Raw genomic sequence first — 25,351 nt, 5'->3', positions numbered from 1 at the left:
AACTTAGCTAACTAATTCACATAATACCTATTTACTAAAAAAAAGATGAGAAACAATATGACTAAATACTTGCTTTTGCTCTTACCAATATCGCTATTAGCGTTTTTTGGCTTGAAATCGTTTTCACATAATACTGAAAATCAAAATTTTACGGCATATCATTACGCCCCAGATGATTTACAACCAACGGCTACTCAAAAGAAAGTAGAAAATTTGGTTACAGAAATTCTCGGGCAATATCATTATCGTAGAGTGCCGTTAAATGACTCATTATCTTCTAAAATATTAGATAACTACGTCAAAGAATTAGATTTCAATAAAATGAATTTCACGGCTCAAGATGTTGAGAGTTTTGATAAATTCCGTTATGAATTAGATGACCAATTAAAAGAAGGTAATTTAACAGCGGCTTATCAAATCTATAATGTTTATAGAAAAAGAGCAAAAGAAAGATTTGCATTTGTTACCTCATTATTGAATAAACCAATGGATTTTAAAGTTGATGAAACTTATACGCCTGACCGTGAAAAAGCGTCATGGGCAAAATCATCAACTGATTTGGATGACCTTTGGAGAAAAGCAGTAAAAAGTACCTTACTCGATTGGAAAATTAGTGGAAAAGCAGATACAACGGCATTAAAAGACTTAAAAGAACGCTACAAACGTTCTGAAAAATATTTCGACAAAACGAAAAGTGAAGATGTTTTCCAACAATTCATGAATTCGTTTACAGAAAGTGTTGACCCACACACAACGTATTTTATTCCTAAAACTGCGTCAACATTCAATCAAGAAATGTCACAATCTTTTGAAGGAATTGGGGCAACTTTGAGAAATGAAGGCGACTATGTTCAAATTGTGGATTTAATCGTTGGAGGTCCTGCTTTCAGAAGTAAACAACTCAATCCCAAAGATAGAATTGTGGCGGTTGCACAAGGAGACGATAAACCTTATCAAGACATTGTTGGTTGGTTTACTGATGATGCCGTTAAGTTAATTAAAGGACCTAAAAGTACGGTTGTTCGTTTGAAAATATTATCGGCAGATGCCCCAACTGGTTCTGTACCAAAAGAAGTGCGTTTAGTGCGTGAAAAAATTAAATTGGAAGAAGGTACTGCTAAAAAAGAAGTATTGAACTTCAATCGTGATGGAAAAGAATACAAATATGGTTTAATTACAATTCCATTATTTTATCGTGATTTTGAAGGTGCAAGAAGTGGAGAACAAGGTTTTAAAAGTACAACTTCTGATGTAAAACGTTATTTGAATGAGCTAAAAGCAGATAAAGTTGATGGTGTAATCATCGACTTGAGAAATAATGGAGGAGGTTCTTTGACTGAAGCCGTGAATTTAACAGGATTATTTATCACACAAGGCCCTGTGGTACAACGTAAACAAGCTGATGGCGAAATTTCAGCAGAATACGACCGTGACCCATCAGTTACTTATGATGGTCCTGTTTCTGTTTTAGTGAACCGTTTTTCAGCTTCGGCTTCTGAAATTTTTGCAGGAGCAATTCAAGACTACAAACGTGGTTTGGTAGTTGGCGAACAAACTTATGGCAAAGGAACTGTTCAGAGTTTAATTGATTTAGAACGTTTCTTGAAAGGTGAACCAGAAGGCGTTGGACAATTAAAAATCACGATGGAGAAATTCTATCGTATCACAGGAAGTAGCACTCAACACAAAGGTGTTACGCCTGATATTGAATTACCATCATCTTTCAGTGCTTCTGAATTTGGAGAAAGTTCTCAGCCAAGTGCTTTACCTTGGGATATGATTGCAACAACAAGATATAATCCAACAAATAATATTACAGAAAAAGAAGTAAATTTCTTGCGTGGAAAATATCACGAACGTTTAAAAACAGAAACGGATTTGAAAAAACTTTTGGCAGAAATAGAAAACTATAAAAAAGCGAAAGAAAAAAAATCTATTTCATTGCAAGAAGATAAACGTCGCAAAGAAATTGAGGAGCAGAAAAAGAAAAACATTATTACCCCTGCCGACGATTTAGCAGGTGATATTAAACCTACTGATACTAAAGAGACAACTAAAACAGTTGCATCAGACTCAACAAGTGTTGCCCAAGCGAAAGTGAAAGCTTTAAAAGAAAAACACGAAAAAGATACTTATTTGAAAGAAACTGAGCGTTTAATGACTGATTTGATTTTAAGTACACCAGCCAATGGTGTAAAAGTTACACAGGTCGAAAAGAAAAAAGAATAGTATTTATTTTCATAAAAAAGCCTCTTAGAAATCAATCTAAGAGGCTTTTTTATGAAAAATTTTATCGTTTGGATTCTATTTCGGCAGCAATTTTCTCAAAATCAATTGCTCCACAAGACCCACAACCTTTAGCACAACCCGCTTTATCGTTAAAACTAAAATTCTTTCTAACAATATTTCCTAAATATGCGATAGCTGAAAGAAATATTAAACCAATAATGATATTTTCCATTTTATTCCGAAGCAGAAGCATCGGGTTACAATTTTATTCCAATTTTGGGAAATCGGGTTACAGATTGATTCCTGAAGCAAAAGCTTCGGGTTACATTTTCCAATTCCGAGTAATAACCTCCTCTAATTCTGAAAACATTTCACATCCTGCAATTAGTTCACGCCCGAAAACAAAATCATTTCCTCCCTTAAAATCTCTCACAAATCCGCCTGCTTCTTGCACTATTAATGTTCCTGCGGCAACATCCCAAGGTTTAAGATTATATTCAAAAAAACCTTCAAAACGTCCACAAGCAGTATAAGCTAAATCAACCGCTGCCGCACCAAAACGGCGTAAACCATGAGATTTTTGCATCAATTCTTTCAAGATATTGATATAATTATCCATCAATTCAAAGTCATAATATGGAAAACCTGTGGCAATTAAACTATCTTTCAAATGCTTGGCAGATGATACTTTTATTGGACTTTCATTCAAATATGCTCCTCCGCCCAACCAAGCTGCAAAACATTCATCACGGTTAATTTCATAAACTACTCCCAAAATAATTTTATCATTTTGCTGCAAAGCAATCGAAATCGCAAAAACGGGTACACCGTGCATATAATTGGTTGTACCATCAACGGGGTCAATAATCCATGCAAATTCTTGATTATCCGTTTTTTCACCTGTTCCTTCTTCTGCAATAAAACCTGCTTCTGGTAAAATTTTCTTTAAACCTTCAACCAAACGAATTTCGGATTCCTTATCTACATACGAAACCATATCGTTTAGTCCTTTGTATTCAATGCTATCACGACTAAATTCTGCGGCTGCTTTTCTAACAAATTCGCCCGTCTGACGAGCCAATTCCGATACTTGGGAAGTTATTTCTTGTAAATTCATTTTGCAAAAATATAAGATTTCAAGAAACAATAGACCACCGATTTTACGGATTAAACAGATTTACACAGATTTTGAAATTTTATCAGTGTAAATCTGTCAAATCTATAAAATCTGTGGTCTAATTTTCGCTACAATCTTCGGACTAATTTTTTTCCTAAATACATCACTAATAATACCGCTCCGACACCCAAAAGTATAGGTAGAAAAACGCTTAGAATAGAGAATACAACTGAAAGAATATTCTCAACGGTGGCGATAATAGGATTGCCAAATCCTGCTGTGGTAGCCGTTGAAGTTAACCTTGTAACCGTTGTTCCTAATTGGACAATGCCTGCACTCCCTCCTCCTACTAAAAAACCTAAAACCCATTTCATTGTTGGAGAAATATCTCCTCCTAAAAAAGAAGTTGTCAGAATTGTTCCTGCAATAATAGAAGCAGGCGTAGCGATAGAATCCAAAAGATTATCAAACCAAGGAATGTAATATCCGATAATTTCCAAAATGGTAGCAGAAGCAAAAATATAAAAAGCGGTCATCGTTCCCATCCACTCAAAACCATTCCCGAAATGATAATGACCTGCCAAAGCTGCGATATTCGTCACGAGCATAGGCACAAATATTCTGAATCCGCAACAAGCAGAAAGCCCAATACCAAGAGCAAGTGAAGTGATTAATTCCATTGGATTTTTACTTTCCGATACAAAACTTACTAAATATATTTGCTAATAAATCATCCGTAGTTATTTGCCCCGTAATCTCTCCTAAATGGTGCAAAGCAAAACGAATATCTTGGGCTAAAAAATCACCTGTAATGCTTTGACTCAATCCTTCTAAAACGTTACTCAGAGCATCATTCGTTTGTGTTAGATGTTGATAATGACGAAGATTAGTCACCACAGTGTCTCCTGATTTCACTTCTTTAGTTTTGACTTTTCTAACCAAAGTGTCTTTCAAAAACTCTATATTTTTATTTTCAGAAGCTGAAATCCAAATAATATCAGGATAAACTGTATCAAATTCAGCCTTTTTGTCTAATGGTAATTTATCGACTTTATTGCCAACCAATAAATACGGTGCATTAAATTCATCCAACTGTATTTCAATATCAGACAATTGAATTTCACTTGCATCAAATAGATAAACAATCAGACTTGCCTTTTCCATTTGTTGCTTGGTACGCTCCACTCCTATCGCTTCAATAGTATCAGTGGCTTTACGTAAACCTGCGGTATCAATCAATCTAAAGCGGATTCCTCCAATAAATAGTTCATCTTCAATTACATCACGAGTTGTTCCTGCAATGTCCGAAACAATGGCTTTTTCTTCGTTTAAAAGTCGATTCAAAAGCGTTGATTTTCCAGCATTGGGTTTGCCCACAATAACTGTTGGAACGCCATTTTTGATTACATTTCCTAACTCAAAACTTTCAATTAAAGGAATTAAAACCGTCTGAATTTTGAAAATTAATTGGCGTAAATCATCACGGTCGGCAAATTCCACATCTTCTTCGCCAAAATCCAATTCTAATTCAATCAATGATGCAAAATTGATTAGTTGTTCTCGCAGTTGGGCTATTTGTTTGGAAAAACCTCCACGAATTTGATTAATAGCCGTTTGATGTGAAGCCTCTGAATCTGAAGCAATTAAATCGGCTACGGCTTCCGCTTGGGCAAGGTCTAATTGTCCATTTAAAAAGGCTCTTTGGGTAAACTCACCTGCATTGGCAAGCCTTGCCCCTTCTCTGATTATCAGTTTTAAAATCTTCTGAATAATAAAATCAGAGCCATGACAAGAAATTTCAATGGTATCCTCACGAGTATATGAAGCAGGAGCTTTAAAGAGCGAAACTAATACTTCATCGACAATCATTTCTCCATCTCGGATTGTCCCAAAATGAATAGTATGCGATGCTTGCTTTTCAAGATTTTTACCTCTGAAAAGTTTATTCACAATCGAAAAAGTCTCTGAACCTGAGACTCTTATAACGGCAATAGCCCCCACACCCGACGGGGTTGCAAGGGCTACTATTGTTTCTTCAGAAGGTATGAGGTATGAGGTATGAGGTATGAGGTTATTATCACCTAAATTATCCATAATCTTTTATTTCTTGATTCTTTTTTTGACTGTTATAATGATACTTTTGATAATTTTTAGTAGTTCAATCGCATCAGAATTTATTGAAGTATATTCATTTTCATTCAAATAGTCAGTCAAAAAAAGTAATTCTAACCAATAACAAGTTTCATCACATTCTTTTTGAGCAATTGCTAATTTATGGATAAAATCTAAATCTGATTCAGCATTTCGAGACTCTCGAACATTTGCACCAACCGATGTCCCAGAACGAAGTATTTGCTTTGAAAGAACATATTCTTTCCTTTCTTCCTTCAAATGTTGAGATAATCGCACAATTCTAACTCCAAATTTCAAACTCTTATCATTGAGTATGCTATCTGACATAAATTTAAAAGTTTTTAAAGTGTAAAATACTAATTCAAAAAGTTCAAATACTCTCCATTTACATAAAACCATTGGAAGTAATAATCTCGTCACAACCTACGACCTTATACCTACTAACTCATACCTAACTAAAACAAATCTTTCAATTTCATTGCTACGCCCATATCACCAGAAACCTTAATTTTGCCAAACATAAAAGCAGTCATTGGGTTTAAATCTCCCGACATTAAGCCTTGTAAATCGCTCATAGATACAGAAATTGTACAATCAGCAGCATCATCAGCATTCGTAACAACGCCATCTGTCCCAATCAAAATATTGCCATTATCAGTAGCAAATTTAATTGATGAACCTAAGCCACCTTTGGCAGCAGCTAATGATTTAATTTTTTCGGTTAATTCTTCAAAAGTCATGTTTATTAATTGATAATTAAAAATGGAAAATTGATAATGCTAAGTAGAGACGTTGGATTAATAAGTAAAAGCATATAATTGGAAAATTATGCTCAATTATTAATTGTACATTCTCAATTGTACATTGTAAAGTTAATCTCTCATTTTTGTTTTTAGCTTTAATAAACTTAAATTTATCAAGTTTTTTATAAAAAGGTGCATGGTCAACAAACGAAAAATAATAAATGACCCCGTTTATGGGTTTATTAACATTACAACAGAACTCATCTATGACCTCATAGAACACCCTTACTATCAACGCCTTAGAAGAATCAAACAACTTGGAATGGCTGAGTTTGTTTATCCTGGTGCATTACATACTCGTTTCCATCATGCCCTTGGAGCAATGCACTTGATGAATGAAGCCTTGCAAACATTAAGTAGTAAAGGACATTATATTTCAGAAGAGGAATTAGAAGCAGCTCAAATTGCTATTTTATTACACGATATTGGTCATGGCCCATTTTCTCACGTATTAGAACATTTAATTCTCAATCATGTTCCTCACGAGCAAATTTCATTTTTGTTAATGAATGAATTAAATAAACAATTTGAAGGAAAATTATCTTTGGCTATCAAAATGTTTACGGGAGAATATGAAAGGGCATTTTTTCATCAATTAATTTCCAGTCAATTAGATGTTGACCGAATGGATTATCTGAATCGTGATAGTTTTTTTACAGGGGTTCGGGAAGGATTTATCGGAGCAGATAGGATTTTAAAAATGCTTGATGTCGTAGATAATCAATTAGTGGTTGAACAAAAAGGGATTTATTCGATTGAAAATTTCTTGACCGCAAGACGATTAATGTATTGGCAAGTTTATCTTCACAAAACATCTATTTGTGCAGAAACCATGCTGACGCAAATTATCAGAAGAGCCAGAGAATTAATCAAAGCTGGGGAAGATGTTTTTGCAACAGAAAGTTTTGGTTTATTTTTAAAGAACGATGTTACTTTTGAGGAGTTTATATCTGATGAAGCCTACCTAAAAGCTTTTACAGAAATGGACGACCACGACATTTGGGCTTGCGTTAAAGTTTGGACAAAACATCCTGATTATTTGCTTTCAGGAATCTGCCAAAAATTGCTTGAAAGGAAATTATACAAAATAATTATTTCAGACCAACCTTTTGAAGAAGCATTTCTTGAAAAAATTAAAAATGATTTTTTAGCTCAAGATGATATTAACGAGAACAATCTACCCTATTTTATGGTACAAGGAGTGATAACCAACGAAGCATATCTATCTGAAAAACAAGCTATTAACATTCTTACAAAAAATAAATTGGTAATTGATATAGCCGACGCTTCTGACTTGCCAACGATAAAGGCTTTAAGTAATGTAGTTAAAAAATACTATATATGTTGGGCAAAGGACGTATATTTGCGGGAATAATATTGTGCCGACTGAAGCCGATTAATTGATTTTAAACAAACTCATCACTATTTGCTGATAACCATTAACAGACAAAATTATAGAATGGAATTTACGGTTGAACAAATTGCTCAAATGCTAAACGGCGAAGTAAAAGGAGATAAATCCTTAAAAGTAAGCCAATTAGCAAAAATTGAAGAAGGAACTACTGGATGTATTTCCTTTTTGGCAAATCCCAAATATGAGCAATATCTCTACACTACAACCTCCTCAGCAGTTATTGTTGATAATACTTTTGAACCCAAAAAAGATTATACTACTACTCTAATCTTAGTAAAAAACGCCTATGCTGCGTTTACAACTTTACTTCAAGAATATCAAAAGATACTTGCCCAAAATAAAAAAGGTATTGAACAACCTTCATTTATAAGCTCGTCAGCTACCATCGGAACAGATGTTTATATTGGTGCTTTTGCTTACGTCGGGGATAATTGTAAAGTAGGAAATAAAACCAAAATTTATCCTAATGTAAGTATTGCTGAGGCAAGTGTCATTGGTGAAAACTGTACTATTTATTCAGGGGTAACTATTTATCACAACACAATTATTGGCGACAACTGCGTTATTCATGCCAATGCAGTTATTGGCTCAGACGGATTCGGATTTGCACCACAAGCCGATGGAACTTTTGCTACAATTCCACAATTAGGCAATGTTGTCTTAGAAAATAACGTAAGTATTGGAGCAAACACAACTGTTGATAGAGCCACTATGGGTTCAACCATTCTACGTGATGGCGTTAAAATTGACAATTTAGTCCAAATTGCCCATAATGTCGAAATTGGTAAAAATACAGTTATTGCAGCATTAACAGGTATTTCGGGTTCAACTAAAGTTGGCTCAAACTGTATGATTGGTGGACAAGTAGGAATGGCAGGACATATTACCGTTGCCGACCGAACCATTGTAACGGCACAATCGGGGGTTACTAAAACCGTGAAACAATCGGGACGAATTATGGCAGGCTCACCAGCACAAGACAGCCACAATAATTTGAAATCTCAAGTATTATATAAAAATTTGCCAAAAATTGAACAAAGACTTAAAGAAGTTGAAGAACAAATAAAGCAAAAGTAAGTCATGCCCAATCATGACTATAATTAACGACTTATTAAATAAGATTCATGTAAAACTCATCAAATCATCTATTTGTAATTGATTGAGATGTTTTATAAAAAAGTAAAAATGAATAATAAACAGCATACCATTCAAAAAGCCATCACATTATCGGGCGTAGGCTTGCACACTGGCGTAGTAGCCAATATGACTTTTGTTCCTGCTCCGCCTAATCACGGTTATAAATTTCAACGCATTGACTTGCCAAATCAGCCAATTGCAGATGCAGATGTTGATTATGTAGTTGATACTTCAAGAGGAACAACGATTGAGCATAACGGTGCAAGAATCAATACTGTTGAACACGTTTTAGCCGCAATGGTAGGCTGTCAGGTAGATAATGTTTTGATTCAATTGGATGGGCCAGAACCACCAATTATGGATGGTAGCTCAATTAAATTTGTTGAAGCTATCCTTGAAACTGGTTTGGAACAACAAGATGCTCATCGTAAATTCTTCGAAATTCCTTCTGAAATTCGTTATAAAGATAATGAACGTGGTGTTGAATTAGCGGCATTACCATTAAATGATTATCGTTTGACGGCAATGGTGGATTATAATTCAAAATTCCTTTCAAGTCAGCACGCAAACTTGACCAATATTAGTCAGTTCAACGAAAGTTTTGCCAAATGTAGAACATTCTGTTTTGTGCATGAATTAGAAGCTCTTTTCAAAGCTGATTTAATCAAAGGTGGAGATTTATCAAATGCTATTGTTATTGCAGACCGTGATTATTCAGAAGAAGAATTAGACCATTTAGCCGTTGTTTTAGGAAAACCCAAAGTAAGTGTTTCAAAAGAAAAAGGCATTCTTAACAACTTAGAATTATACTATCCAAACGAAATGGCTCGCCACAAGTTATTGGATATGGTTGGAGACTTAGCATTAGTGGGTCGTCCGATAAAAGCACAAATTTTGGCAGCTCGTCCCGGTCATGCAGCAAACGTAGAGTTAGCGAAAAAAATCAAAAAATTGATGAAGGAAACGGAAAAAAATAACGTTCCTCAGTACGACTCAAAACAACCTCCAATTTTCAATTTCGAGCGTATTTATCAATTATTACCTCACCGTTATCCATTCCAAATGGTTGATAAAATCATCTATTTGGACGACGAAAGTGTTGTAGGAATCAAAAATGTTACCATGAATGAAAATTATTTCATGGGACATTTTCCAAACAATCCTGTAATGCCGGGAGTTATGCAAGTTGAAGCAATGGCACAAACAGGAGGTATTTTAGTATTAAGTTCAGTACCAGACCCAGAAAATTATTGGCCATATTTAGTAGGCATTGAAAACTGCCGTTTCCGTAAAAGTGTAACACCGGGAGACACCGTAATTTTCAAATGTGATTTATTAGCACCAATCCGTAGAGGAATTGCTAAAATGCACGGTAGAGCTTATGTAAATGGTCAAGTAGTTTGTGAAGCAGATATGACTGCAAGCCTTGTACGTAAAAGTTAAAAGTTAGAGAAGTTTAAAAGTTAATATTTGTATTAAATCTAAGAGAAAATACTCTTAAACTGTTAAAACAACTTTAACTGTTTAACTAAAAAAAAATGACACAACCATTAGCATACATACATCCCGAAGCAAAACTTGCCCAAAATGTGGTAGTTGAGCCATTCACCGTTATTCACCAAAATGTAGAAATTGGCGAAGGTTCTTGGATTGGCTCAAACGTTACTATTTTCCCCGGTGCAAGAATTGGGAAAAATTGCAGAATTTTCCCCGGAGCAGTGATTTCTGCCATTCCACAAGATTTAAAATTTGGAGGAGAAGAAACACTTGCAATCATTGGAGATAATACGACTGTTCGTGAATGTGCAACGATAAATCGTGGAACAAGTGATAAACATAAAACACAAATTGGCAAAAACTGCCTAATTATGGCGTATGTTCACGTGGCACATGACTGTGTAATTGGTGACAGTTGTATTTTGGCAAATAGTGTACAAATGGCAGGTCACGTAGAAGTAGGAGATTGGTCAATTATTGGCGGTTCAAGTGCTGTACATCAATTTGTAAAAATTGGTCGTCATGCTATGATTTCTGGCGGTTCTTTAATTCGTAAAGACGTTCCTCCATTTACAAAATCAGGTCGTGAGCCATTATCTTATGCAGGAATCAACTCTATTGGATTAAGAAGACGTGGTTTTTCTGACAAACAAATCGCTCAAATTCAAGATACTTATCGTTATGTTTATCTTAAAAATTTAAACAATAACGATGCACTTTCAGAAATAGAAATTAATCTTCCAGCCTCAGCAGAACGTGACGAAATTGTCAACTTCATTCGTACATCTGAAAGAGGAATCATGAAAGGACTTTCGTAACACAGACTTTAGTCTGTAAGTTAATAAAATAGCTTACAGACTAAAGTCTGTGTTACAAATCATACCTACTTTCAAATGCAAATCTCAGCAAAAAATCTTGGTAAGAAATTCAGTAATGAATGGATTTTCAGAAATTTGAATTACGAATTTCAATCGGGAGAATCATATACTTTTGTAGGAGCAAACGGTAGTGGTAAATCAACGCTTCTACAAGTATTATCAGGCTTTGCTCCACATTCGGAAGGTGAAATTCATTATCAATTCAACGGTCAAAATCTTGAAATTGATAATTATTATAAACATCTTGTCATTGCTGCTCCATATCTTGAATTAATCGAAGACTTTACGCTTTCAGAAATTGTTGATTTTCATATCAAATTTAAGCCTTTCAAGAATAACCTTTCAGTTTCGGACTTTACAGATTTTATAGAATTACCACAAGCGAAAAATAAAGCCGTTAAATTCTTTTCGTCAGGAATGAAACAAAGAGTAAAATTGGGTTTAGCTTTTTGGTCTGATTCGGAGATTTTGATGCTGGACGAACCAAGCTCTAATCTCGATATAAAAGCGACAGAATGGTACTTAAAAAACGTTCAAGAATACGCAAAAAACAGAATGCTAATTATCTGTTCCAATCAGCCAAATGAATACGAATTCTGTAATAATATCCTCAATATCCAAGAATATAAGTAGAGTTCAGAGAATAGATGATAGATTTCAGAGAATAGAGTTTAGAGAAAACTATCCTGTCCCATCTTCGAAATCTATTATAAACTTAATCCCTATTCTCTAAAATCTATTCTCTATAATTTATTCTCTGCAATAAGTATTTCCTTCCATATTGACTCTAAACGAGGATTTTCGATAATTTTTTCATTCATAATTTGATTCTTTTTGGCAAACTTCATGCGTTCTTCTGTGAGTGGATGAGAACTCAATAATTCTGGAGGAGCAACTTGCGAGCTATCTTCTAAAATTTTAAAAAGATTCAATAAACCTTTCGTCGGAATCTTATTTTCCTTTAACGTTTTCATCGAACTTTCGTCGGCTTCAGCTTCTAATTCTCTCGAATAACCTAAGTTTTGTAATTTATTGGCATTGTCTAAAATGACCGCCGTTATTCCGTTTAAGTCATTCGTAATCAAAGACATAAACAAATAGCCAGACAAACTTCTAAAGATATTTTTCAAAGAATGTTTATGCGTTACGTGAGCAACTTCATGCCCCAATAAAGCAGCAAATTCTTCTTTGGTCTTCATCTTTTTTAGTAAGCCGTTAAATACAACTACATTACCACCAGGAAGAGCAAAAGCATTGACCACTTTTTCATTTACGACCGTTATTTTGATAGGATAAGTGGTTTTAAAATCAATTTCCTTCACAAATTGATTGGCGAGTCGGCTCAGAGTATCATTTTTTGTCAGATTTAACTCGCTGCCCATTTCTCCCTTTTTCGGTGCTTGAATCATATTTTCAAACATCATATTTCCCCACTTTATCTCATATTCTTGCGGAACAGTTAACGCTAAACTTTCAGCAACTGAGGGCAAAATATATTTATAAACGCCTACACAGAGCAACAATAACACAACAGTAATTCCCACAAAAACGCCTGTTCCTTTATTCAAAGCCCAAAAATATTCTTTCTTAAAAAATTCATAATCAGGATATTGCAGAGAAAGTGCTTTGACAAAATCAGGGTCGTTACATTCAAGCGTTTGTTGTGGAAAATCGCCATATTTAAAAATATTGGTATTCCCCACAAACTCAGTTTGCTTTATATCTTTCAATTGCCAATGAATGGAAGACATTGTTCCATCAGGTTTTTCAAGCCTAATATCCCAATGTCCATACGACAATTTTACAGTTCCTTCTTGAATAGCAGAAGTTACTCCATCAAAATATTTTATTTGAAAAGTATTCATTAAATTAAGTTAAGGTCTAACATATCCACCATATCATCGCCCGATGCGTCTCTGTATTCTGCTTCTGTTTGCACCAATGAGTTTCCGTCAAAATCTCCTTGAACCCAAATATTTGACATGAAAAAGCGAAAAACTCGTGCTTGAACCCACGGAAAAGCCAATCCTAAAGTAAAGGAAAGCATTAGTCCATTCACAATACTCAACAAAAAGAAGTCTGAGCCTTTAGCAGTTGAACGAATTGGTAAAGGTTTTCCATTTTGCTCGGCATAAATATTTTCAATAAAGTAGTCGAATAAATCCATAGAATACCAGAAAAAATAAATACCCAAAGTCAAAACTGATAATAGTCTTCCTTTAAAATTTAGCCAAAAGAAATCACCTCCATTGCCTGTATATTGAAAGGTAATATTGCCAAAACGAATATTGCCAATAATATAAGTCCGCAGATTATTGATAAACCATGCACCGTAAATTCCGAATGTTATGATTGTCAAAAAAGCATCGGTCAAAAATTGTTTCGTTAGCTCGCTTCTATCTCCACGATAACCAAAGTGGATACCTCGCCAAGAACTTCTTGAGGTACGATAACGCATTGAACCGTGCAAGGCAATAGGCACTAAAAGCAGTAAAATAACATAAAAGCCAAGTAAAACAACTATGGTCAAAGTAGTATTACCAGACAATTGTGCGGCAATCAATGCCCCATAAAGTACCCCAATCACCCCAATTATCTTAATAAACCCCTTAAACATTTCTTTACCAGTACCATGAAAAGTAAAATTTGAGCCATCAAATTTGGTATGCTGATAGTTGTATTTTAAGAGAGAAGCTTTTGCCCAAGGATAATAAAGTCCGAAGGTTACAATTGTTAGAAGCCAATTGACGATGTAGATTTTAAATAATTCTGTTCCGTCTCCGTGATAGGAGAATTGTCTGAATTGCGGTTGTTCGTTTTCCATTCGTAGTTTCGGTTTATTTGTTTCGGAATTATCTACTATTTGGCGGAATTAAGGTTAGGCTTCTCCGAAGCCCGTAATTCGAGGCTATTCTTGTGCTACAAAGGTTGAATTTCTCCGAAATTGTGTCGATTTATACCTCGGAGAGGTTCAACCTTTATAGAATATAGTGAAAATTCTCGTACCCACTTCGGAGAAGTGTAACCTTAAAAGAGTCCGCCAAATGGTAGATAATTCCGATTTGTTTTAAAAGAATGCAAGAAATAGATTTTCTAAGAATAAACAAAGCGGATTTATTGAACGGTAAAATATTGGGAGAAAGATAGATACATAAAATTTGTATAAATGACATAGATTAATAGCTTCATTCCAAAACAATTCTCTATTTTGACAGTTGAAATTTGTAAGTACTCCTTTTATTATTCAATACCTTACATTAGCTTGATTAATATCGAGTTACAATACTAATACCTAACCCCTAAATCCCAACCCCTACTTTATATGTCACAAATATCAATTTTTTGGTTTCGCCGAGATTTACGCTTACATGATAATGCTGGTCTATATCATGCCCTCAAATCTGGGAATCCCGTATTACCCATTTTCATTTTTGATAGAAATATTTTAGATAAATTAGAAGATAAAAAAGATAAACGAATACAGTTTATTCACAATGCCATAACCGAAATTCAAGAGCAATTACAAGCATTAGGCTCAACAATATTGGTGAAATACGGAACTCCAGAAGAAGTTTTTCCTGCATTATTGAATGAATACAATGTTTCAGCAATTTATACAAACCATGACTACGAACCTTACGCTCAAATAAGAGACGAAGCCGTCAAAGAATATGCTATGACCGAAGCAGCCGATTTCTACACTTTTAAAGACCAAGCGATTTTTGAAAAAAATGAGGTTTTATCTGGTGCAGGAACGCCTTACACGGTTTTTACACCTTACAGTAGAAAATGGAAAGAGAAAGTGAATACTTTTTATCTAAAATCATATCCGAATGAAAAGTATTTTAATAACTTCTTGAAAACCGAAAAAATGGATATTCCAAGTCTTGCAGAAATGGGTTTTCAATCAACCGCAACGGTTTTTCCCAAAAAAGAGGTTAGAGATAATATTGTAAAAAACTATGCAGAAAAAAGAGATTTTCCTGCCATTGAAGGCACTTCAAAATTATCTGTTCATTTGCGTTTTGGTACGGTCAGTATCCGAGAATTAGCAAGAACAGCTCAAAAATTATCCGAAACTTGGCTGAATGAATTGATTTGGAGAGATTTTTATTTCAATATTTTACACCATTTTCCGCACGTCGGACAAGGCGTTTCTTTCAGACGAGAATATGATAAAATTCAATGGAGAAATAACGAAGACGAATTTAAGAAATGGTGTGAGGGCAAAACGGGTTATCCAATTGTTGATGCAGGAATGCGAGAATTAAATACAACGGGTTTTATGCACAATCGTGTGCGTATGATTGTTGCGAGTTTTCTAACGAAACATTTATTAATTGATTGGCGTTGGGGAGAGGCTTATTTTGCCCAAAAACTCTTAGATTTTGACCTTTCTGCTAATAACGGAGGTTGGCAGTGGGCATCTGGCAGTGGTTGTGATGCAGCTCCATATTTTAGAGTTTTTAATCCAAGATTACAAACTGAGAAATTTGATAAAAACTTGGAATACATCAAAAAATGGGTTCCCGAATTAAATAGTTTTGATTATCCATTACCAATGGTTGACCATGATTTTGCCAGAAAACGAGTATTGGAAGTTTATCAAAAAGCGTTAAAAGGAGCTGAATAGGTGTTAGGTGTTAGGTGTTAGGTGTTAGGTGTTAGAAGACAAATTACTTTTACGCATGATTCCTTTTAGTATATGTTTTTTAGTTGTTGAGTTTTAGCTTACTTTCTAAAACCCAACAACTAAAACCTAATCTCAATAAAACTTCATGGTATTTCTCAAACCTCCAAACTTCTTAATATCCAAAGCTAAAGAGCCAATTTTCAATTCAACCTCAGCACGCACAGGGATTTTATTGGCATCGTCAGTCACCCATAATTTTACAGATTCTTCATCTTGGAAAAAGTTATTTTTAGGTAATTGAGGCGTTATTTTGAAAGTATTAATCTTTCCAAATTTGGTTTTAACCACTTCCTTCCCTCTATATTTTAGTCGCATATTATAAACTTCTCCCTCAAAAAAGAAAGTTACAGGCACACTTTCGCCGACATTCATTTTTGAAAAATCAATCGTTCTCAAAAAGTAATAGCCACTCACTACATCTTGAATATTATCGGGAACTTTGTACGTTTTTTTCTCATTATCATCGTCCAAATCGTACTGTTTAGCCGTATTTAAGTTATGATTAAAAACGATTTTTTGCTCATTTTTATACGTTCCTTCTTGTTTTTTCTGATAAAACTGCTGAGGTAAAATCAAGGCTGAATCAATGTATGAAGTCCAAACGTCACGCACTTTTGTAAACCAATCCGTCATACCAAGTGTACGAGCCACAATGTCAACTTTATAACATTGACGACCATTTGAGTTTTGAAATTTATCATCAACATCAACGATAGCTTCGGCGGCATTTACAAAGCCATAGTGAACACGATATTCAATATGCTCACCCGTTGTAAAACTACTTTGTTCTATAACACGCTCACGTTCAGCCGATTTGAAACTCAAAGCTGCAATCAAAAAAGAAGCTGCAAAAAATAATCTTTTCATTTTGGTCTATACTATTCGTTATATTTTGATTTCATGTACTTTAAGAATGCCTCAAAATCACCTTTAAATTTATCCTTAAACATTATTTCAAATTCATTTTTCTTTGAATTATACGTCTTGAAACTTACGAAATAAGCATTATTGGGCAAATTGTTTTTATCAAATTGATACTTTGGGAGATTAGGTAATTGAGCATAAATTGAATCTTTACTTCGTTCAATTTTTTCAATTAACGCATATTTTAAGGAATCCTTATACTTTGACGAATAATTAGGCTTAAAGTTTCGGTAAAGGCTATCTAATTTTAACGTTCCCCGATTGAGGTGCCGAATAAATTTATCTCTAAAAATTCTTCCTTGTACGTACTTTTTATAAATATCAGATTCACTTCCATACTTATATTTAAGAAAACGCTTTGCTCCATAATCTCCTACAAAATTGGCTAAATTCTCGCTGGTTTCATGGTCATTCTTTACATAAACAGTGCCATGAGTCATTTCGTGAATGATTAAACTTGCCAACTTTCCATCTGAATAATACAACATACTCGACAAAATGGGTTCGGGCAACCAACCCAATGTTGAATACGCAGCTGCTTGTCCCATTTCGGTATCATAACCTTTATTTTTCCAAAGTTTTTCTTCCGACACCGCCAATGTAGAATCAAAAAAGCCTTTATAGGTAAAATCTCCAATAAACAAACTTACCAACGGAAAACTAAACAATTTCGCTTCCATTTTATAGCGTTCAGCCACAGTTAATAAATGAACCAATGGCTTGCCTTGCTGGTCATAAAGTGTTTGATAAACATCAGGATTATCTTGCAAATTCAACGAATCAATGGCATATTTTCTAATTTCTTGAATATATAAAATTCGTTTTTTTAAGGAATCTGGAACATTTTTGTCTTGTAAAACTTCTGCTAAAGGACGAGTATTAAAAGCTACATCTAAACCACCTTTTGCTTGTTGATAAAGATAAATACACCAATCTCTTTGCCAAACAATAAATCCTAAGATTAATAAAAATGCTATCAAAAAACGCTTTTTCTTGCGTCTATTTTGAATTTGTTGTTGATAAAAAAACATTTTTTAAAGGATTTTCAACTTAATTTCTGAATAATTTTAAAAATATCAATAAATTTCACAAACTCAATTATCAACTTTTTCGAGGATGGAAAATAAATTGATAAACTCGAAAAGTAATACAAATAATTGGTCTTGTTTCATATCCCTTAAAAAAATATCCGTTTTTATTTCGTCTTTTCATTGACAAGCCCTATCTTAAAATTGTATATTTGCAAGAATCGTATTGAGGTCGGAAGTCTTAGGGCAATAGGCTTTGGTATAAAATCAAGATTTTCCAACTGTGAAAATCAACTAAACCATATCCTTTTATTTATCCCAAACATTACAAAACCAACAGACAGATGATTCCAAGCGAAAAAACCGCAAACATTATTAGAATGAAACTCTCTGAATTTAGATTCGATCTACCCAACAATCTTATATCACTTTACCCAACAGAAAATAGAGGTGAATCACGTATGATGGTTGTAAATCGTAAAACACAAACCATCGAACACCGAATGTTTACGGATATTTTGGATTATTTTGATGATGGCGATGTAATGGTAACGAATGATACTAAAGTTTTCCCTGCTCGTTTATTTGGTCAAAAAGAAAAAACAGGAGCAAAAATTGAAGTTTTTTTACTACGTGAATTAAATCGTGAACACCGTCTTTGGGATGTTTTAGTTGACCCTGCTCGTAAAATCCGTGTTGGTAACAAATTGTACTTTGGTGATAGTGATTTAGTAGCCGAAGTAATTGATAATACTACTTCTCGTGGACGTACAATTCGTTTCTTATACGATGGCGACCACGATGCTTTAATGAAGCAAATCCATTTGTTAGGCGAAACACCACTTCCAGACGAAATCCGTTTCAAACGTAACGTTGAACCTTCTGATGAAGAGCGTTTTCAAACGATTTATGCTGATAAAGTAGGTGCAGTTGCTGCTCCAACAGCGGGTATGCACTTCTCTAAAATCATCATGAAACGTTTAGAGTTGAAAGGAATTAATTTCACTCCATTAACACTTCACGTTGGTTTAGGCACGTTCCGTCAAGTTGATGTTGAAGATTTGACAAAACATAAAACTGATTCTGAGAATTTCAATATCACGCAAGAAACTTGTGATGTTGTAAATGCAGGAATTGATGCTAAGAAAAGAATTTGTGCCATCGGAACAACGTCAATGAGAGCATTAGAATCGTCTGTTTCTGCTGACGGTCACTTAAAACCAATTGAAGGTTGGACTGATAAATTTATCTTCCCTCCTTACGATTTTAGAATTCCTAATGCTTTATTAACAAACTTCCACTTACCTGAGTCTGTATTAATTATGATGACTTCAGCTTTTGGTGGCTTTGAGTTGGTTCGTGAAGCTTATGAAGTAGCAATCAAAGAAAAATATAAATTCTTCACGTATGGAGATGCCATGTTGATTATCTAATTTTAAAGTAACACAGACTTTAGTCTGTAAACAATACAACAGACTAAAGTCTGTGTTACTTAAAATATCTAAAACCATTCGGAGCTAAATCTTTCAATTCTACCTCTCCTATTCTTACTCTGACTAATTTCAAAACTCCATAGTCTAACTTATAGCACATTCTTCTTATTTGCCGATTAATTCCTTGAATGAGAATAATTTTAAACGTAAAATCATCTATTTTTTCAACTCGACAAGGCAAAGTTTTTTTCCCTAAAATAGTAATTCCTGCTGACATTTTTTGAACAAAATCTTCATCAATGATTTTATCAACTATCACTAAATATTCTTTTTCTGTTTGATGTTCACTTCTGAGCGTTTTGTCAAAAAGTCGTCCATCATTAGTCAAAACCAATAATCCCTCCGATTCTTTATCTAATCTTCCAACTGGAAAAAGTTCTTCTTTGAAAGGTAAAATGGCTTTTAAATTATCCTCAATTTCAAGATTTAAAGTCGTTTCAATTCCTCTTGGTTTATAAAAAGCGACATAAAGAAACGTCTTTCCTTCCTGTAAAATTTGTTCTTCAAACACAACAGAATCTTCTGGATTAATCACAACATTTTCAAAGACTTCCGCATTATTTACCAATACTTTTCCTTCATTAATTAAAGTCAAGGCATTTTTATTCGAAATTCGTAAGCGTTTTACCAAAAGATATTGAAGTCGTTTTCTAAAAGTCATTTTTCAGGTAGAGACGTTGCCTGCAACGTCTGTTGGTTTCATTATCGCAACCTATTGTTTGTTTCCATTAATAAATTGACAGTATTGCAACGTCTGTTGGTTTTCATTAATAAATTGACGGTATTGCAACGTCTGTTTGTTTCTTTCCATTGATAAATAAACTGACGTTGCAGATTTTGTAAAAATTAGACGTTGCAGGCAACGTCTCTACAACAGACCATCATCAGCAAAGCTGAGATATGCTTTATCCGTAAAAATTATATGGTCTAAAACAGGCACTTCTAAATAGGAACCTGCTTGTTTGAGTTTTTTTGTCAAATCTTTATCTGCCTGACTTGGCGTAAGATTTCCAGACGGATGATTATGTGCCAAAATTATAGCACTACACAGGTTTTCCAAAGCAACCTTAAAAATCATTTTTGGGTCAGCAACCGTTCCAGAAACACCTCCACTACTTATTCTTTCACATTTCAAAACATGATTTGCTCTATTGAGGAGAATAATCCAAAATTCTTCATGGGGCAAATCCATTAAATGTGGCTTTAAAACCTCATAAGCATCACGGGAGCAGGTAATTTGTGGGCGTTTGGGAGCTTCTGAGTCTTTACGCCTTCGTCCAACCTCCAAAGCACTGACAATCGTAATTGCTTTAGCTTCGCCAATTCCCTTGAACTTAGAGAGGTCTTTGACCGTTAAACGAGCTAATTGATTCAAATCATAATTAACACTTTGTAGTATCAATTTTGCCAAATCTACTGCGGTCATATTCTGGATACCTGTCCCAATGAGAATTCCCAAAAGTTCCGCATCAGACAACGCTGATTTTCCTTTTAATAGAAGTTTTTCTCTTGGGCGGTCTTCTTCTGCCCAAGACTTAATATTTAGGTGATTGTTTTCGTAGAGATTCATTTTTATTTTTTAAAGTGTATTTTCTTGATAAATATAGGTCAATTTAGTGTAAAACAAAAAGACCTTACTTTTCAGCAAGGTCTTTTCAAACAATATCTTTAAGCCATATTAAGCTATTTTATTCACTAACTTAGCTAACTTTGATTTCAAGTTAGAAGCTTTATTTTTGTGAATAATGTTTCTTTTAGCTAATTTATCTAAAGCAGAAGAAACTTTTTTGTAAAGGTCAGTTGCAGTTACTTTATCATCTGTATCACGCAATTTTCTTACCATCGAACGGGTAGTTTTATGCTGATAACGGTTACGTAATCTTTTTGCTTCGTTAGCTCTGACTCTCTTTAATGCTGATTTGTGATTTGCCATGTTTATTTCCCGAATAAATATTGGTTTTCTGTTTTCTAATTTTGAAGTGCAAAGGTACGGCTTTTTTATTAAATCACAAATTGCAAAAAGTAATAAATTAGTACATTGATAGTATTAACTTAAATATTAACTTTTACATTTAGAAAAAAAAAGAGCTATTTTTACATAAAAACCTCACTATCAACCACTTGACACAAACAAACAAGCATTTGTTCTCACATTTCAAAGTACAGTTACCAAAACTACAAATTCAAATTTTATGCAAAAAACATGCTACTATTCGTGCCTAATATTACTTTTTGTTGCTACTCTTCCCATTTTTGCACTTAGCAATTCAAGCAAAAGTATTCGATTTTCTTGTAAAAAACCTCCTGTTCAGAATATAACATGGGGATTTTTCGCCCATCAACGTATCAATCGCTTAGCCATTTTTACGCTTCCATACGACATGATGCCTTTCTACAAAGCACATATTCGGTATTTGATGGAACATTCCGTTGCTCCCGACCAAAGGCGTTATGCAGTCAAAGATGAAGCTCCACGCCATTTTATAGATTTAGATGCTTACGGAGATAGTGCAACTTATAAACTTCCCATTTATTGGCAATATGCGGTTGAAAAATTTACCGAAGATTCTCTTTTAAAACATGGTATTGTTCCTTGGCATATCCAACTGATGAAATTTCAGTTAACGAAGGCTTTTCAAGAAAAAGATGCTCAACGAATTTTAAGACTTTCGGCGGAAATAGGTCATTATATTGCTGATGCAAACGTTCCTTTACACACAACTTCTAATTATAATGGTCAGAAAACCAACCAGATAGGGATTCATGGTTTCTGGGAATCACGTTTACCTGAATTATATTCCGATGATTATGATTTCTTTGTAGGAACAGCCGAATATGAACGTTTTATTGGAAAAAGGTCTTGGCAAGCGGTCAGAAATGCCAATTTAGCTTTGGATTCTGTTTTGGTATTTGAACAACAATTAAATGCCCATTTTAAAGAATCCAAGAAATACAGTATTGAAGAACGCAACGGACAAAACATAAAAGTGTATGCTAAGGATTATTCAAAAAAATATCATCAATCGCTTAATAATCAAGTAGAAAGACAAATGAAAAGTGCCATTAAAATGATTGGAGATTTTTGGTTTTCGGCTTGGGTGGACGCTGGTCAGCCTGATTTAACTCCACTTTTGGATTTTAAATTATCTGAACAACAAAAACAAGTCGAAGATAAAGAACAAAAATCTTGGATACAGAAATTATTTAAAGTTCGTGAAGAGAATTGACTATGGCACGCAGATAACGCAGATGCTTCGCAACGCAGATTTTCGCAGATTTTTATTTTGTGTCATGTATTTTATAAAGGTAAATTGTCAAATTTTCTCTTTTAAAATCTGTTAAAATCAGCGTTGCCACAAGGCCTCTGCGTCATCTGCGTGCCATAATCATTATCTTTGCACTATGAAATCACAAATCATTTTAAAAACAGGAAAAGAAAATCCTGTGAAACGCTTTCACCCGTGGGTATTTTCGGGAGCAATTGCAAAAATTATTGGCTCACCCAAAGACGGTGAAGTGGTGGACGTTTTGGATTCGTTCAAAAATTACCTTGCCACAGGACATTATCACGAAGGTAGTATTGCCGTAAAAATATTTTCATTTAAAGCCATTGAAGATGAAGTAAATTTCTGGACTGAGAAAATTCAGAATGCTTACAATGTCCGCCAATTGATTGATTTTCAAGACACTAACTGTTTCAGATTAATTCATGGTGAAGGCGATGGTTGTCCTGGACTTATCATTGATTTTTATAATGGCGTTGCCGTTTTTCAAGCTCATAGCATTGGTATGTATCTTGAAAAAGAGAAGATTTCTCAGGCTTTACAACAAGTTTTTGGCGATAAATTATTGGCAGTCTATGATAAATCTCACGAAACTTTACCAAAACAATTTGCTGAGAGTGTTAAAAATGGCTATTTATTTGGTCAATGTACAGTTCCGCATGAGGTTTCAGAAAATGGTTATAAATTTTTAATAAATTGGGAAACAGGACAAAAAACAGGTTTTTTCCTTGACCAAAGAGATAACCGTGCTTTGTTAGCAAAATTCTCAAAGGGCAAAAAAGTTTTAAATTCATTCTGCTATTCGGGTGGATTTTCAATGTATGCTTTGGGTGCGGAAGCTGAGTTGGTTCATTCAGTAGATGTTTCTCAAAAAGCTATTGATTTGGTTACGCAAAACGTAGAAGCTAATAATTTCCAAGATTTGAATCATGAATCCTATGCAGAAGACGTGATGAAATATTTGAAAGCCAATGACCAATTTTATGATTTAATTGTGCTTGACCCGCCAGCGTATGCCAAAAATGTAGCAACACGCCATAACGCTATTCAAGGTTATAAAAGATTAAATGCCGAAGGATTTAAACGTTTGGCAAAAGGGGGAATTTTATTTACGTTCTCTTGTTCACAAGTAGTTGATAGAGAATTGTTTTATAATACAGTTGTTTCAGCGGCTTTAGAAGCGGGCAGACAGGCAAGGGTTTTGCATCACCTTACACAACCTGCCGACCATCCTGTTAATTTCTTCCATCCAGAAGGGAGTTATTTGAAAGGATTGGTACTTTATGTTGAGTAAGACATGAGTTAAAGAAACAAGAAAACGGGAGACAGAAAAATGTAAAAGGGGTACGGTTTCAGAAACCATACCCCTTTTACATTTTTCTCTTTTCTTCATTTCTCCTATCTTAGTCCACAAATCTAAAGATTCGACTCCATCTGATTTTGCTCAAGAAAGATTTGTTAGGGTCAAGAGACATCCAAACAAAAACGGCTTTTCCAACTACATGGTCAGCAGGTACAAAGCCCCAATAACGTGAATCTGCCGAATGATGGCGGTTATCTCCCATCATGAAATAATAATCTTGTTTGAAAGTATAAGAAGTAATTGTTTTTCCATCAATACTAATTTTGTATCCTTCAACAACTACATTTTTATTTCCTTCATAATATTTAATGATGTACTTATACTTATCAACACTTTGTGAGTCCAATTTGATAGTTACTCCTTCTTTCGGAATCCAAAGTGGTCCATAATTATCTTTATTCCAAACATACGATTTTCCAGCCATTGGTGTTGCAGAAGCCTCATTTGTCATACCATCTTCACCGTCTGGAGTACCTTTAGGTGATTTCAAAATCTCTGCACTAACAAAAGTCTTTAATTTCTTAAATTCCGAAATATTTTCTTCGTAAGTATTCACAACGTAATCATGTAATCCCGCAATGGTAGAATCTTGAGCCGTCAATTGAACTTCTTGCCAGTTAAAATTAGGCTGTCCTGTGGCATCAATACCGTTTGAAATATCGTATTTATCAAAGAATTCATCTGTTAAAGCTTCCTTCACTTTAATCAAATATTCGTGTTGCATACGCTTAGGATTCTCCATTGGTTTTCCGTCAATGTACACTTGCGTATCACGAATTTCTAAAGTTTTTCCCGGTGTTCCAATACAACGTTTGATATAATAAGTACGTAAATCAACGGGAGCATCGCCATCTGGTGCGTAATTTGGCACGTTAAATACAACTGCATCGCCTTGTTTCACTTCTGAAAAACCCGGTAATCTTTTAATTGGCAAATCCAACCAAGTTAAATATGAAGGTAAATCTGTACCCCAAATTTTCTGGTGAGTTAATGGTACTTGCAAAGGCGTTTTTGGTGTACGCACTCCGTAGTGTAACTTACTCACAAATAGAAAATCACCTACCATCAAAGAGCTTTCCATTGAAGGGGTTGGAATTGTATAGGCTTCAAAAAAGAAGAAACGAATAAGTGTAGCTGCCACTACCGCAAAAACGATTGAATCGAGCCACTCACGAAAAGCCGATTTCTGAACGGGTTGTTTTTTTTCTGACATTTTGTATTAAAATAAATTCTAATGATTCTTAACTTATTTGTTTAGTCGCAATTTGATAGAAATAATTACAAATCATTTGAACTATGATTGATAAAATTAAAGCAATTATTGAAATTATCTTCAAATCTTTTAATCCTACAAATTC

General features: G+C 34.4%; 24 protein-coding genes. 10 read left to right on the top strand and 14 right to left on the bottom strand.

Annotated elements, in window-relative coordinates:
- The first annotated feature begins 57 nt into the window (after positions 1-57).
- Entirely contained in the window at positions 58-2,229 is a 2,172-nt protein-coding gene (locus tag LV89_RS01350) for a carboxy terminal-processing peptidase (protein ID WP_109741052.1), read from the top strand.
- Positions 2,230-2,290: 61 nt separating this feature from the next.
- On the opposite strand, the gene LV89_RS01345 is transcribed toward LV89_RS01350, so the two are convergent.
- The 6 genes from LV89_RS01345 to LV89_RS01320 all read right to left on the bottom strand — a co-directional run bounded on the left by LV89_RS01345 (position 2,291) and on the right by LV89_RS01320 (position 6,219).
- On the bottom strand, positions 2,291-2,461 hold the full coding sequence (locus LV89_RS01345) for a FeoB-associated Cys-rich membrane protein (RefSeq protein WP_158279485.1): 171 nt from the start codon (positions 2,459-2,461) through the stop codon (positions 2,291-2,293).
- Positions 2,462-2,551: 90 nt separating this feature from the next.
- Positions 2,552-3,346, bottom strand: coding sequence for an inositol monophosphatase family protein (locus tag LV89_RS01340; RefSeq protein WP_109741050.1), 795 nt, complete (start codon positions 3,344-3,346; stop codon positions 2,552-2,554).
- Positions 3,347-3,474: 128 nt separating this feature from the next.
- Entirely contained in the window at positions 3,475-4,026 is a 552-nt protein-coding gene (locus LV89_RS01335; RefSeq protein WP_109741049.1) for a DUF4126 domain-containing protein, read from the bottom strand.
- Positions 4,027-4,033: 7 nt separating this feature from the next.
- On the bottom strand, positions 4,034-5,440 hold the full coding sequence (gene mnmE / locus LV89_RS01330) for a tRNA uridine-5-carboxymethylaminomethyl(34) synthesis GTPase MnmE (RefSeq protein ID WP_109741048.1): 1,407 nt from the start codon (positions 5,438-5,440) through the stop codon (positions 4,034-4,036).
- A gap of 6 nt (positions 5,441-5,446) precedes the next feature.
- A complete protein-coding gene (locus tag LV89_RS01325; RefSeq protein WP_109741119.1) occupies positions 5,447-5,806 on the bottom strand; it encodes a four helix bundle protein in 360 nt (119 codons plus the stop codon).
- A 128-nt stretch (positions 5,807-5,934) separates the two neighbouring features.
- Positions 5,935-6,219, bottom strand: coding sequence for an SCP2 sterol-binding domain-containing protein (locus tag LV89_RS01320; RefSeq protein ID WP_109741047.1), 285 nt, complete (start codon positions 6,217-6,219; stop codon positions 5,935-5,937).
- Positions 6,220-6,418: 199 nt separating this feature from the next.
- Between LV89_RS01320 and LV89_RS01315 the strand changes: the two genes are divergently transcribed.
- The 5 genes from LV89_RS01315 to LV89_RS01295 all read left to right on the top strand — a co-directional run bounded on the left by LV89_RS01315 (position 6,419) and on the right by LV89_RS01295 (position 11,841).
- Positions 6,419-7,657: an HD domain-containing protein gene (locus tag LV89_RS01315; protein ID WP_109741046.1), complete on the top strand. Its 1,239-nt coding sequence runs from the start codon at positions 6,419-6,421 to the stop codon at positions 7,655-7,657.
- A gap of 84 nt (positions 7,658-7,741) precedes the next feature.
- Positions 7,742-8,773, top strand: coding sequence for a UDP-3-O-(3-hydroxymyristoyl)glucosamine N-acyltransferase (lpxD, locus tag LV89_RS01310; protein ID WP_109741045.1), 1,032 nt, complete (start codon positions 7,742-7,744; stop codon positions 8,771-8,773).
- Between the two features lie 108 nt (positions 8,774-8,881).
- Positions 8,882-10,276 (top strand): bifunctional UDP-3-O-[3-hydroxymyristoyl] N-acetylglucosamine deacetylase/3-hydroxyacyl-ACP dehydratase, encoded by a 1,395-nt coding sequence (locus LV89_RS01305; protein WP_109741118.1) that lies wholly within the window; start codon positions 8,882-8,884, stop codon positions 10,274-10,276.
- Positions 10,277-10,371: 95 nt separating this feature from the next.
- Positions 10,372-11,148: an acyl-ACP--UDP-N-acetylglucosamine O-acyltransferase gene (lpxA, locus tag LV89_RS01300; RefSeq protein ID WP_109741044.1), complete on the top strand. Its 777-nt coding sequence runs from the start codon at positions 10,372-10,374 to the stop codon at positions 11,146-11,148.
- A 75-nt stretch (positions 11,149-11,223) separates the two neighbouring features.
- Positions 11,224-11,841 (top strand): ABC transporter ATP-binding protein, encoded by a 618-nt coding sequence (locus LV89_RS01295; RefSeq protein ID WP_109741043.1) that lies wholly within the window; start codon positions 11,224-11,226, stop codon positions 11,839-11,841.
- A 110-nt stretch (positions 11,842-11,951) separates the two neighbouring features.
- On the opposite strand, the gene LV89_RS01290 is transcribed toward LV89_RS01295, so the two are convergent.
- Together LV89_RS01290 and LV89_RS01285 are read right to left on the bottom strand one after the other, a co-directional pair.
- Positions 11,952-13,073 (bottom strand): M48 family metallopeptidase, encoded by a 1,122-nt coding sequence (locus tag LV89_RS01290; RefSeq protein ID WP_109741042.1) that lies wholly within the window; start codon positions 13,071-13,073, stop codon positions 11,952-11,954.
- Entirely contained in the window at positions 13,073-14,032 is a 960-nt protein-coding gene (locus LV89_RS01285; protein ID WP_109741041.1) for a YjgN family protein, read from the bottom strand. The genes LV89_RS01290 and LV89_RS01285 overlap by 1 nt, the downstream gene beginning before the upstream one ends.
- A 498-nt stretch (positions 14,033-14,530) precedes the next feature.
- Here LV89_RS01285 and LV89_RS01280 point away from each other — a divergent pair, with 498 nt between their 5' ends.
- On the top strand, positions 14,531-15,841 hold the full coding sequence (locus tag LV89_RS01280; RefSeq protein WP_109741040.1) for a cryptochrome/photolyase family protein: 1,311 nt from the start codon (positions 14,531-14,533) through the stop codon (positions 15,839-15,841).
- A 132-nt stretch (positions 15,842-15,973) separates the two neighbouring features.
- Here LV89_RS01280 and LV89_RS01275 read toward each other — a convergent pair whose 3' ends face one another.
- Positions 15,974-16,768 carry a DUF3108 domain-containing protein gene (locus LV89_RS01275; RefSeq protein WP_109741039.1) on the bottom strand — a complete coding sequence of 265 codons (795 nt, stop codon included), beginning with the start codon at positions 16,766-16,768 and terminating at the stop codon, positions 15,974-15,976.
- 11 nt (positions 16,769-16,779) lie between these two features.
- On the bottom strand, positions 16,780-17,856 hold the full coding sequence (locus LV89_RS01270) for an aminopeptidase (protein WP_109741038.1): 1,077 nt from the start codon (positions 17,854-17,856) through the stop codon (positions 16,780-16,782).
- 377 nt (positions 17,857-18,233) lie between these two features.
- Here LV89_RS01270 and queA point away from each other — a divergent pair, with 377 nt between their 5' ends.
- Complete coding sequence (queA, locus tag LV89_RS01265; protein WP_109741117.1) at positions 18,234-19,286, top strand: tRNA preQ1(34) S-adenosylmethionine ribosyltransferase-isomerase QueA; 1,053 nt, start codon at positions 18,234-18,236, stop codon at positions 19,284-19,286.
- A gap of 55 nt (positions 19,287-19,341) precedes the next feature.
- Here queA and LV89_RS01260 read toward each other — a convergent pair whose 3' ends face one another.
- From LV89_RS01260 to rpsT, 3 genes are all read right to left on the bottom strand, one after another.
- The gene (locus LV89_RS01260) at positions 19,342-20,007 is read right to left on the bottom strand and encodes a pseudouridine synthase (protein WP_109741037.1); all 666 of its coding nucleotides are present in this window, start codon (positions 20,005-20,007) and stop codon (positions 19,342-19,344) included.
- 207 nt (positions 20,008-20,214) lie between these two features.
- Complete coding sequence (gene radC, locus LV89_RS01255) at positions 20,215-20,916, bottom strand: RadC family protein (protein ID WP_109741036.1); 702 nt, start codon at positions 20,914-20,916, stop codon at positions 20,215-20,217.
- 108 nt (positions 20,917-21,024) lie between these two features.
- Positions 21,025-21,279 carry a 30S ribosomal protein S20 gene (gene rpsT, locus LV89_RS01250; protein ID WP_109741035.1) on the bottom strand — a complete coding sequence of 85 codons (255 nt, stop codon included), beginning with the start codon at positions 21,277-21,279 and terminating at the stop codon, positions 21,025-21,027.
- 259 nt (positions 21,280-21,538) lie between these two features.
- Here rpsT and LV89_RS01245 point away from each other — a divergent pair, with 259 nt between their 5' ends.
- Positions 21,539-22,573, top strand: a complete 1,035-nt coding sequence (locus LV89_RS01245) for a zinc dependent phospholipase C family protein (RefSeq protein WP_109741034.1) — start codon at positions 21,539-21,541, stop codon at positions 22,571-22,573.
- A gap of 175 nt (positions 22,574-22,748) precedes the next feature.
- Positions 22,749-23,924: a class I SAM-dependent rRNA methyltransferase gene (locus LV89_RS01240; protein WP_109741033.1), complete on the top strand. Its 1,176-nt coding sequence runs from the start codon at positions 22,749-22,751 to the stop codon at positions 23,922-23,924.
- A gap of 109 nt (positions 23,925-24,033) precedes the next feature.
- Here LV89_RS01240 and lepB read toward each other — a convergent pair whose 3' ends face one another.
- Entirely contained in the window at positions 24,034-25,206 is a 1,173-nt protein-coding gene (gene lepB, locus LV89_RS01235) for a signal peptidase I (protein ID WP_109741032.1), read from the bottom strand.
- Positions 25,207-25,351: the final 145 nt, after the last annotated feature.

It is taken from the genome of Arcicella aurantiaca (genome assembly GCF_003148625.1).
GTDB lineage: Bacteria > Bacteroidota > Bacteroidia > Cytophagales > Spirosomataceae > Arcicella > Arcicella aurantiaca.
This window is presented reverse-complemented; position numbering and strand designations above follow the sequence as displayed.

Coding starts and splice junctions, on each gene's coding strand:
- LV89_RS01350 (WP_109741052.1), top strand. CDS start 58: ATGACTAAATACTTGCTTTTGCTCTTACCAATATCGCTATTAGCGTTT.
- LV89_RS01325 (WP_109741119.1), bottom strand. CDS start 5,806: ATGTCAGATAGCATACTCAATGATAAGAGTTTGAAATTTGGAGTTAGA.
- LV89_RS01240 (WP_109741033.1), top strand. CDS start 22,749: ATGAAATCACAAATCATTTTAAAAACAGGAAAAGAAAATCCTGTGAAA.
- LV89_RS01245 (WP_109741034.1), top strand. CDS start 21,539: ATGCAAAAAACATGCTACTATTCGTGCCTAATATTACTTTTTGTTGCT.
- mnmE (WP_109741048.1), bottom strand. CDS start 5,440: ATGGATAATTTAGGTGATAATAACCTCATACCTCATACCTCATACCTC.
- LV89_RS01290 (WP_109741042.1), bottom strand. CDS start 13,073: ATGAATACTTTTCAAATAAAATATTTTGATGGAGTAACTTCTGCTATT.
- LV89_RS01295 (WP_109741043.1), top strand. CDS start 11,224: ATGCAAATCTCAGCAAAAAATCTTGGTAAGAAATTCAGTAATGAATGG.
- queA (WP_109741117.1), top strand. CDS start 18,234: ATGAAACTCTCTGAATTTAGATTCGATCTACCCAACAATCTTATATCA.
- LV89_RS01280 (WP_109741040.1), top strand. CDS start 14,531: ATGTCACAAATATCAATTTTTTGGTTTCGCCGAGATTTACGCTTACAT.
- LV89_RS01285 (WP_109741041.1), bottom strand. CDS start 14,032: ATGGAAAACGAACAACCGCAATTCAGACAATTCTCCTATCACGGAGAC.
- rpsT (WP_109741035.1), bottom strand. CDS start 21,279: ATGGCAAATCACAAATCAGCATTAAAGAGAGTCAGAGCTAACGAAGCA.
- LV89_RS01305 (WP_109741118.1), top strand. CDS start 8,882: ATGAATAATAAACAGCATACCATTCAAAAAGCCATCACATTATCGGGC.
- LV89_RS01260 (WP_109741037.1), bottom strand. CDS start 20,007: ATGACTTTTAGAAAACGACTTCAATATCTTTTGGTAAAACGCTTACGA.
- lepB (WP_109741032.1), bottom strand. CDS start 25,206: ATGTCAGAAAAAAAACAACCCGTTCAGAAATCGGCTTTTCGTGAGTGG.
- lpxA (WP_109741044.1), top strand. CDS start 10,372: ATGACACAACCATTAGCATACATACATCCCGAAGCAAAACTTGCCCAA.
- radC (WP_109741036.1), bottom strand. CDS start 20,916: ATGAATCTCTACGAAAACAATCACCTAAATATTAAGTCTTGGGCAGAA.
- LV89_RS01335 (WP_109741049.1), bottom strand. CDS start 4,026: ATGGAATTAATCACTTCACTTGCTCTTGGTATTGGGCTTTCTGCTTGT.
- LV89_RS01340 (WP_109741050.1), bottom strand. CDS start 3,346: ATGAATTTACAAGAAATAACTTCCCAAGTATCGGAATTGGCTCGTCAG.
- LV89_RS01270 (WP_109741038.1), bottom strand. CDS start 17,856: ATGTTTTTTTATCAACAACAAATTCAAAATAGACGCAAGAAAAAGCGT.
- lpxD (WP_109741045.1), top strand. CDS start 7,742: ATGGAATTTACGGTTGAACAAATTGCTCAAATGCTAAACGGCGAAGTA.
- LV89_RS01275 (WP_109741039.1), bottom strand. CDS start 16,768: ATGAAAAGATTATTTTTTGCAGCTTCTTTTTTGATTGCAGCTTTGAGT.
- LV89_RS01315 (WP_109741046.1), top strand. CDS start 6,419: ATGGTCAACAAACGAAAAATAATAAATGACCCCGTTTATGGGTTTATT.
- LV89_RS01320 (WP_109741047.1), bottom strand. CDS start 6,219: ATGACTTTTGAAGAATTAACCGAAAAAATTAAATCATTAGCTGCTGCC.
- LV89_RS01345 (WP_158279485.1), bottom strand. CDS start 2,461: ATGGAAAATATCATTATTGGTTTAATATTTCTTTCAGCTATCGCATAT.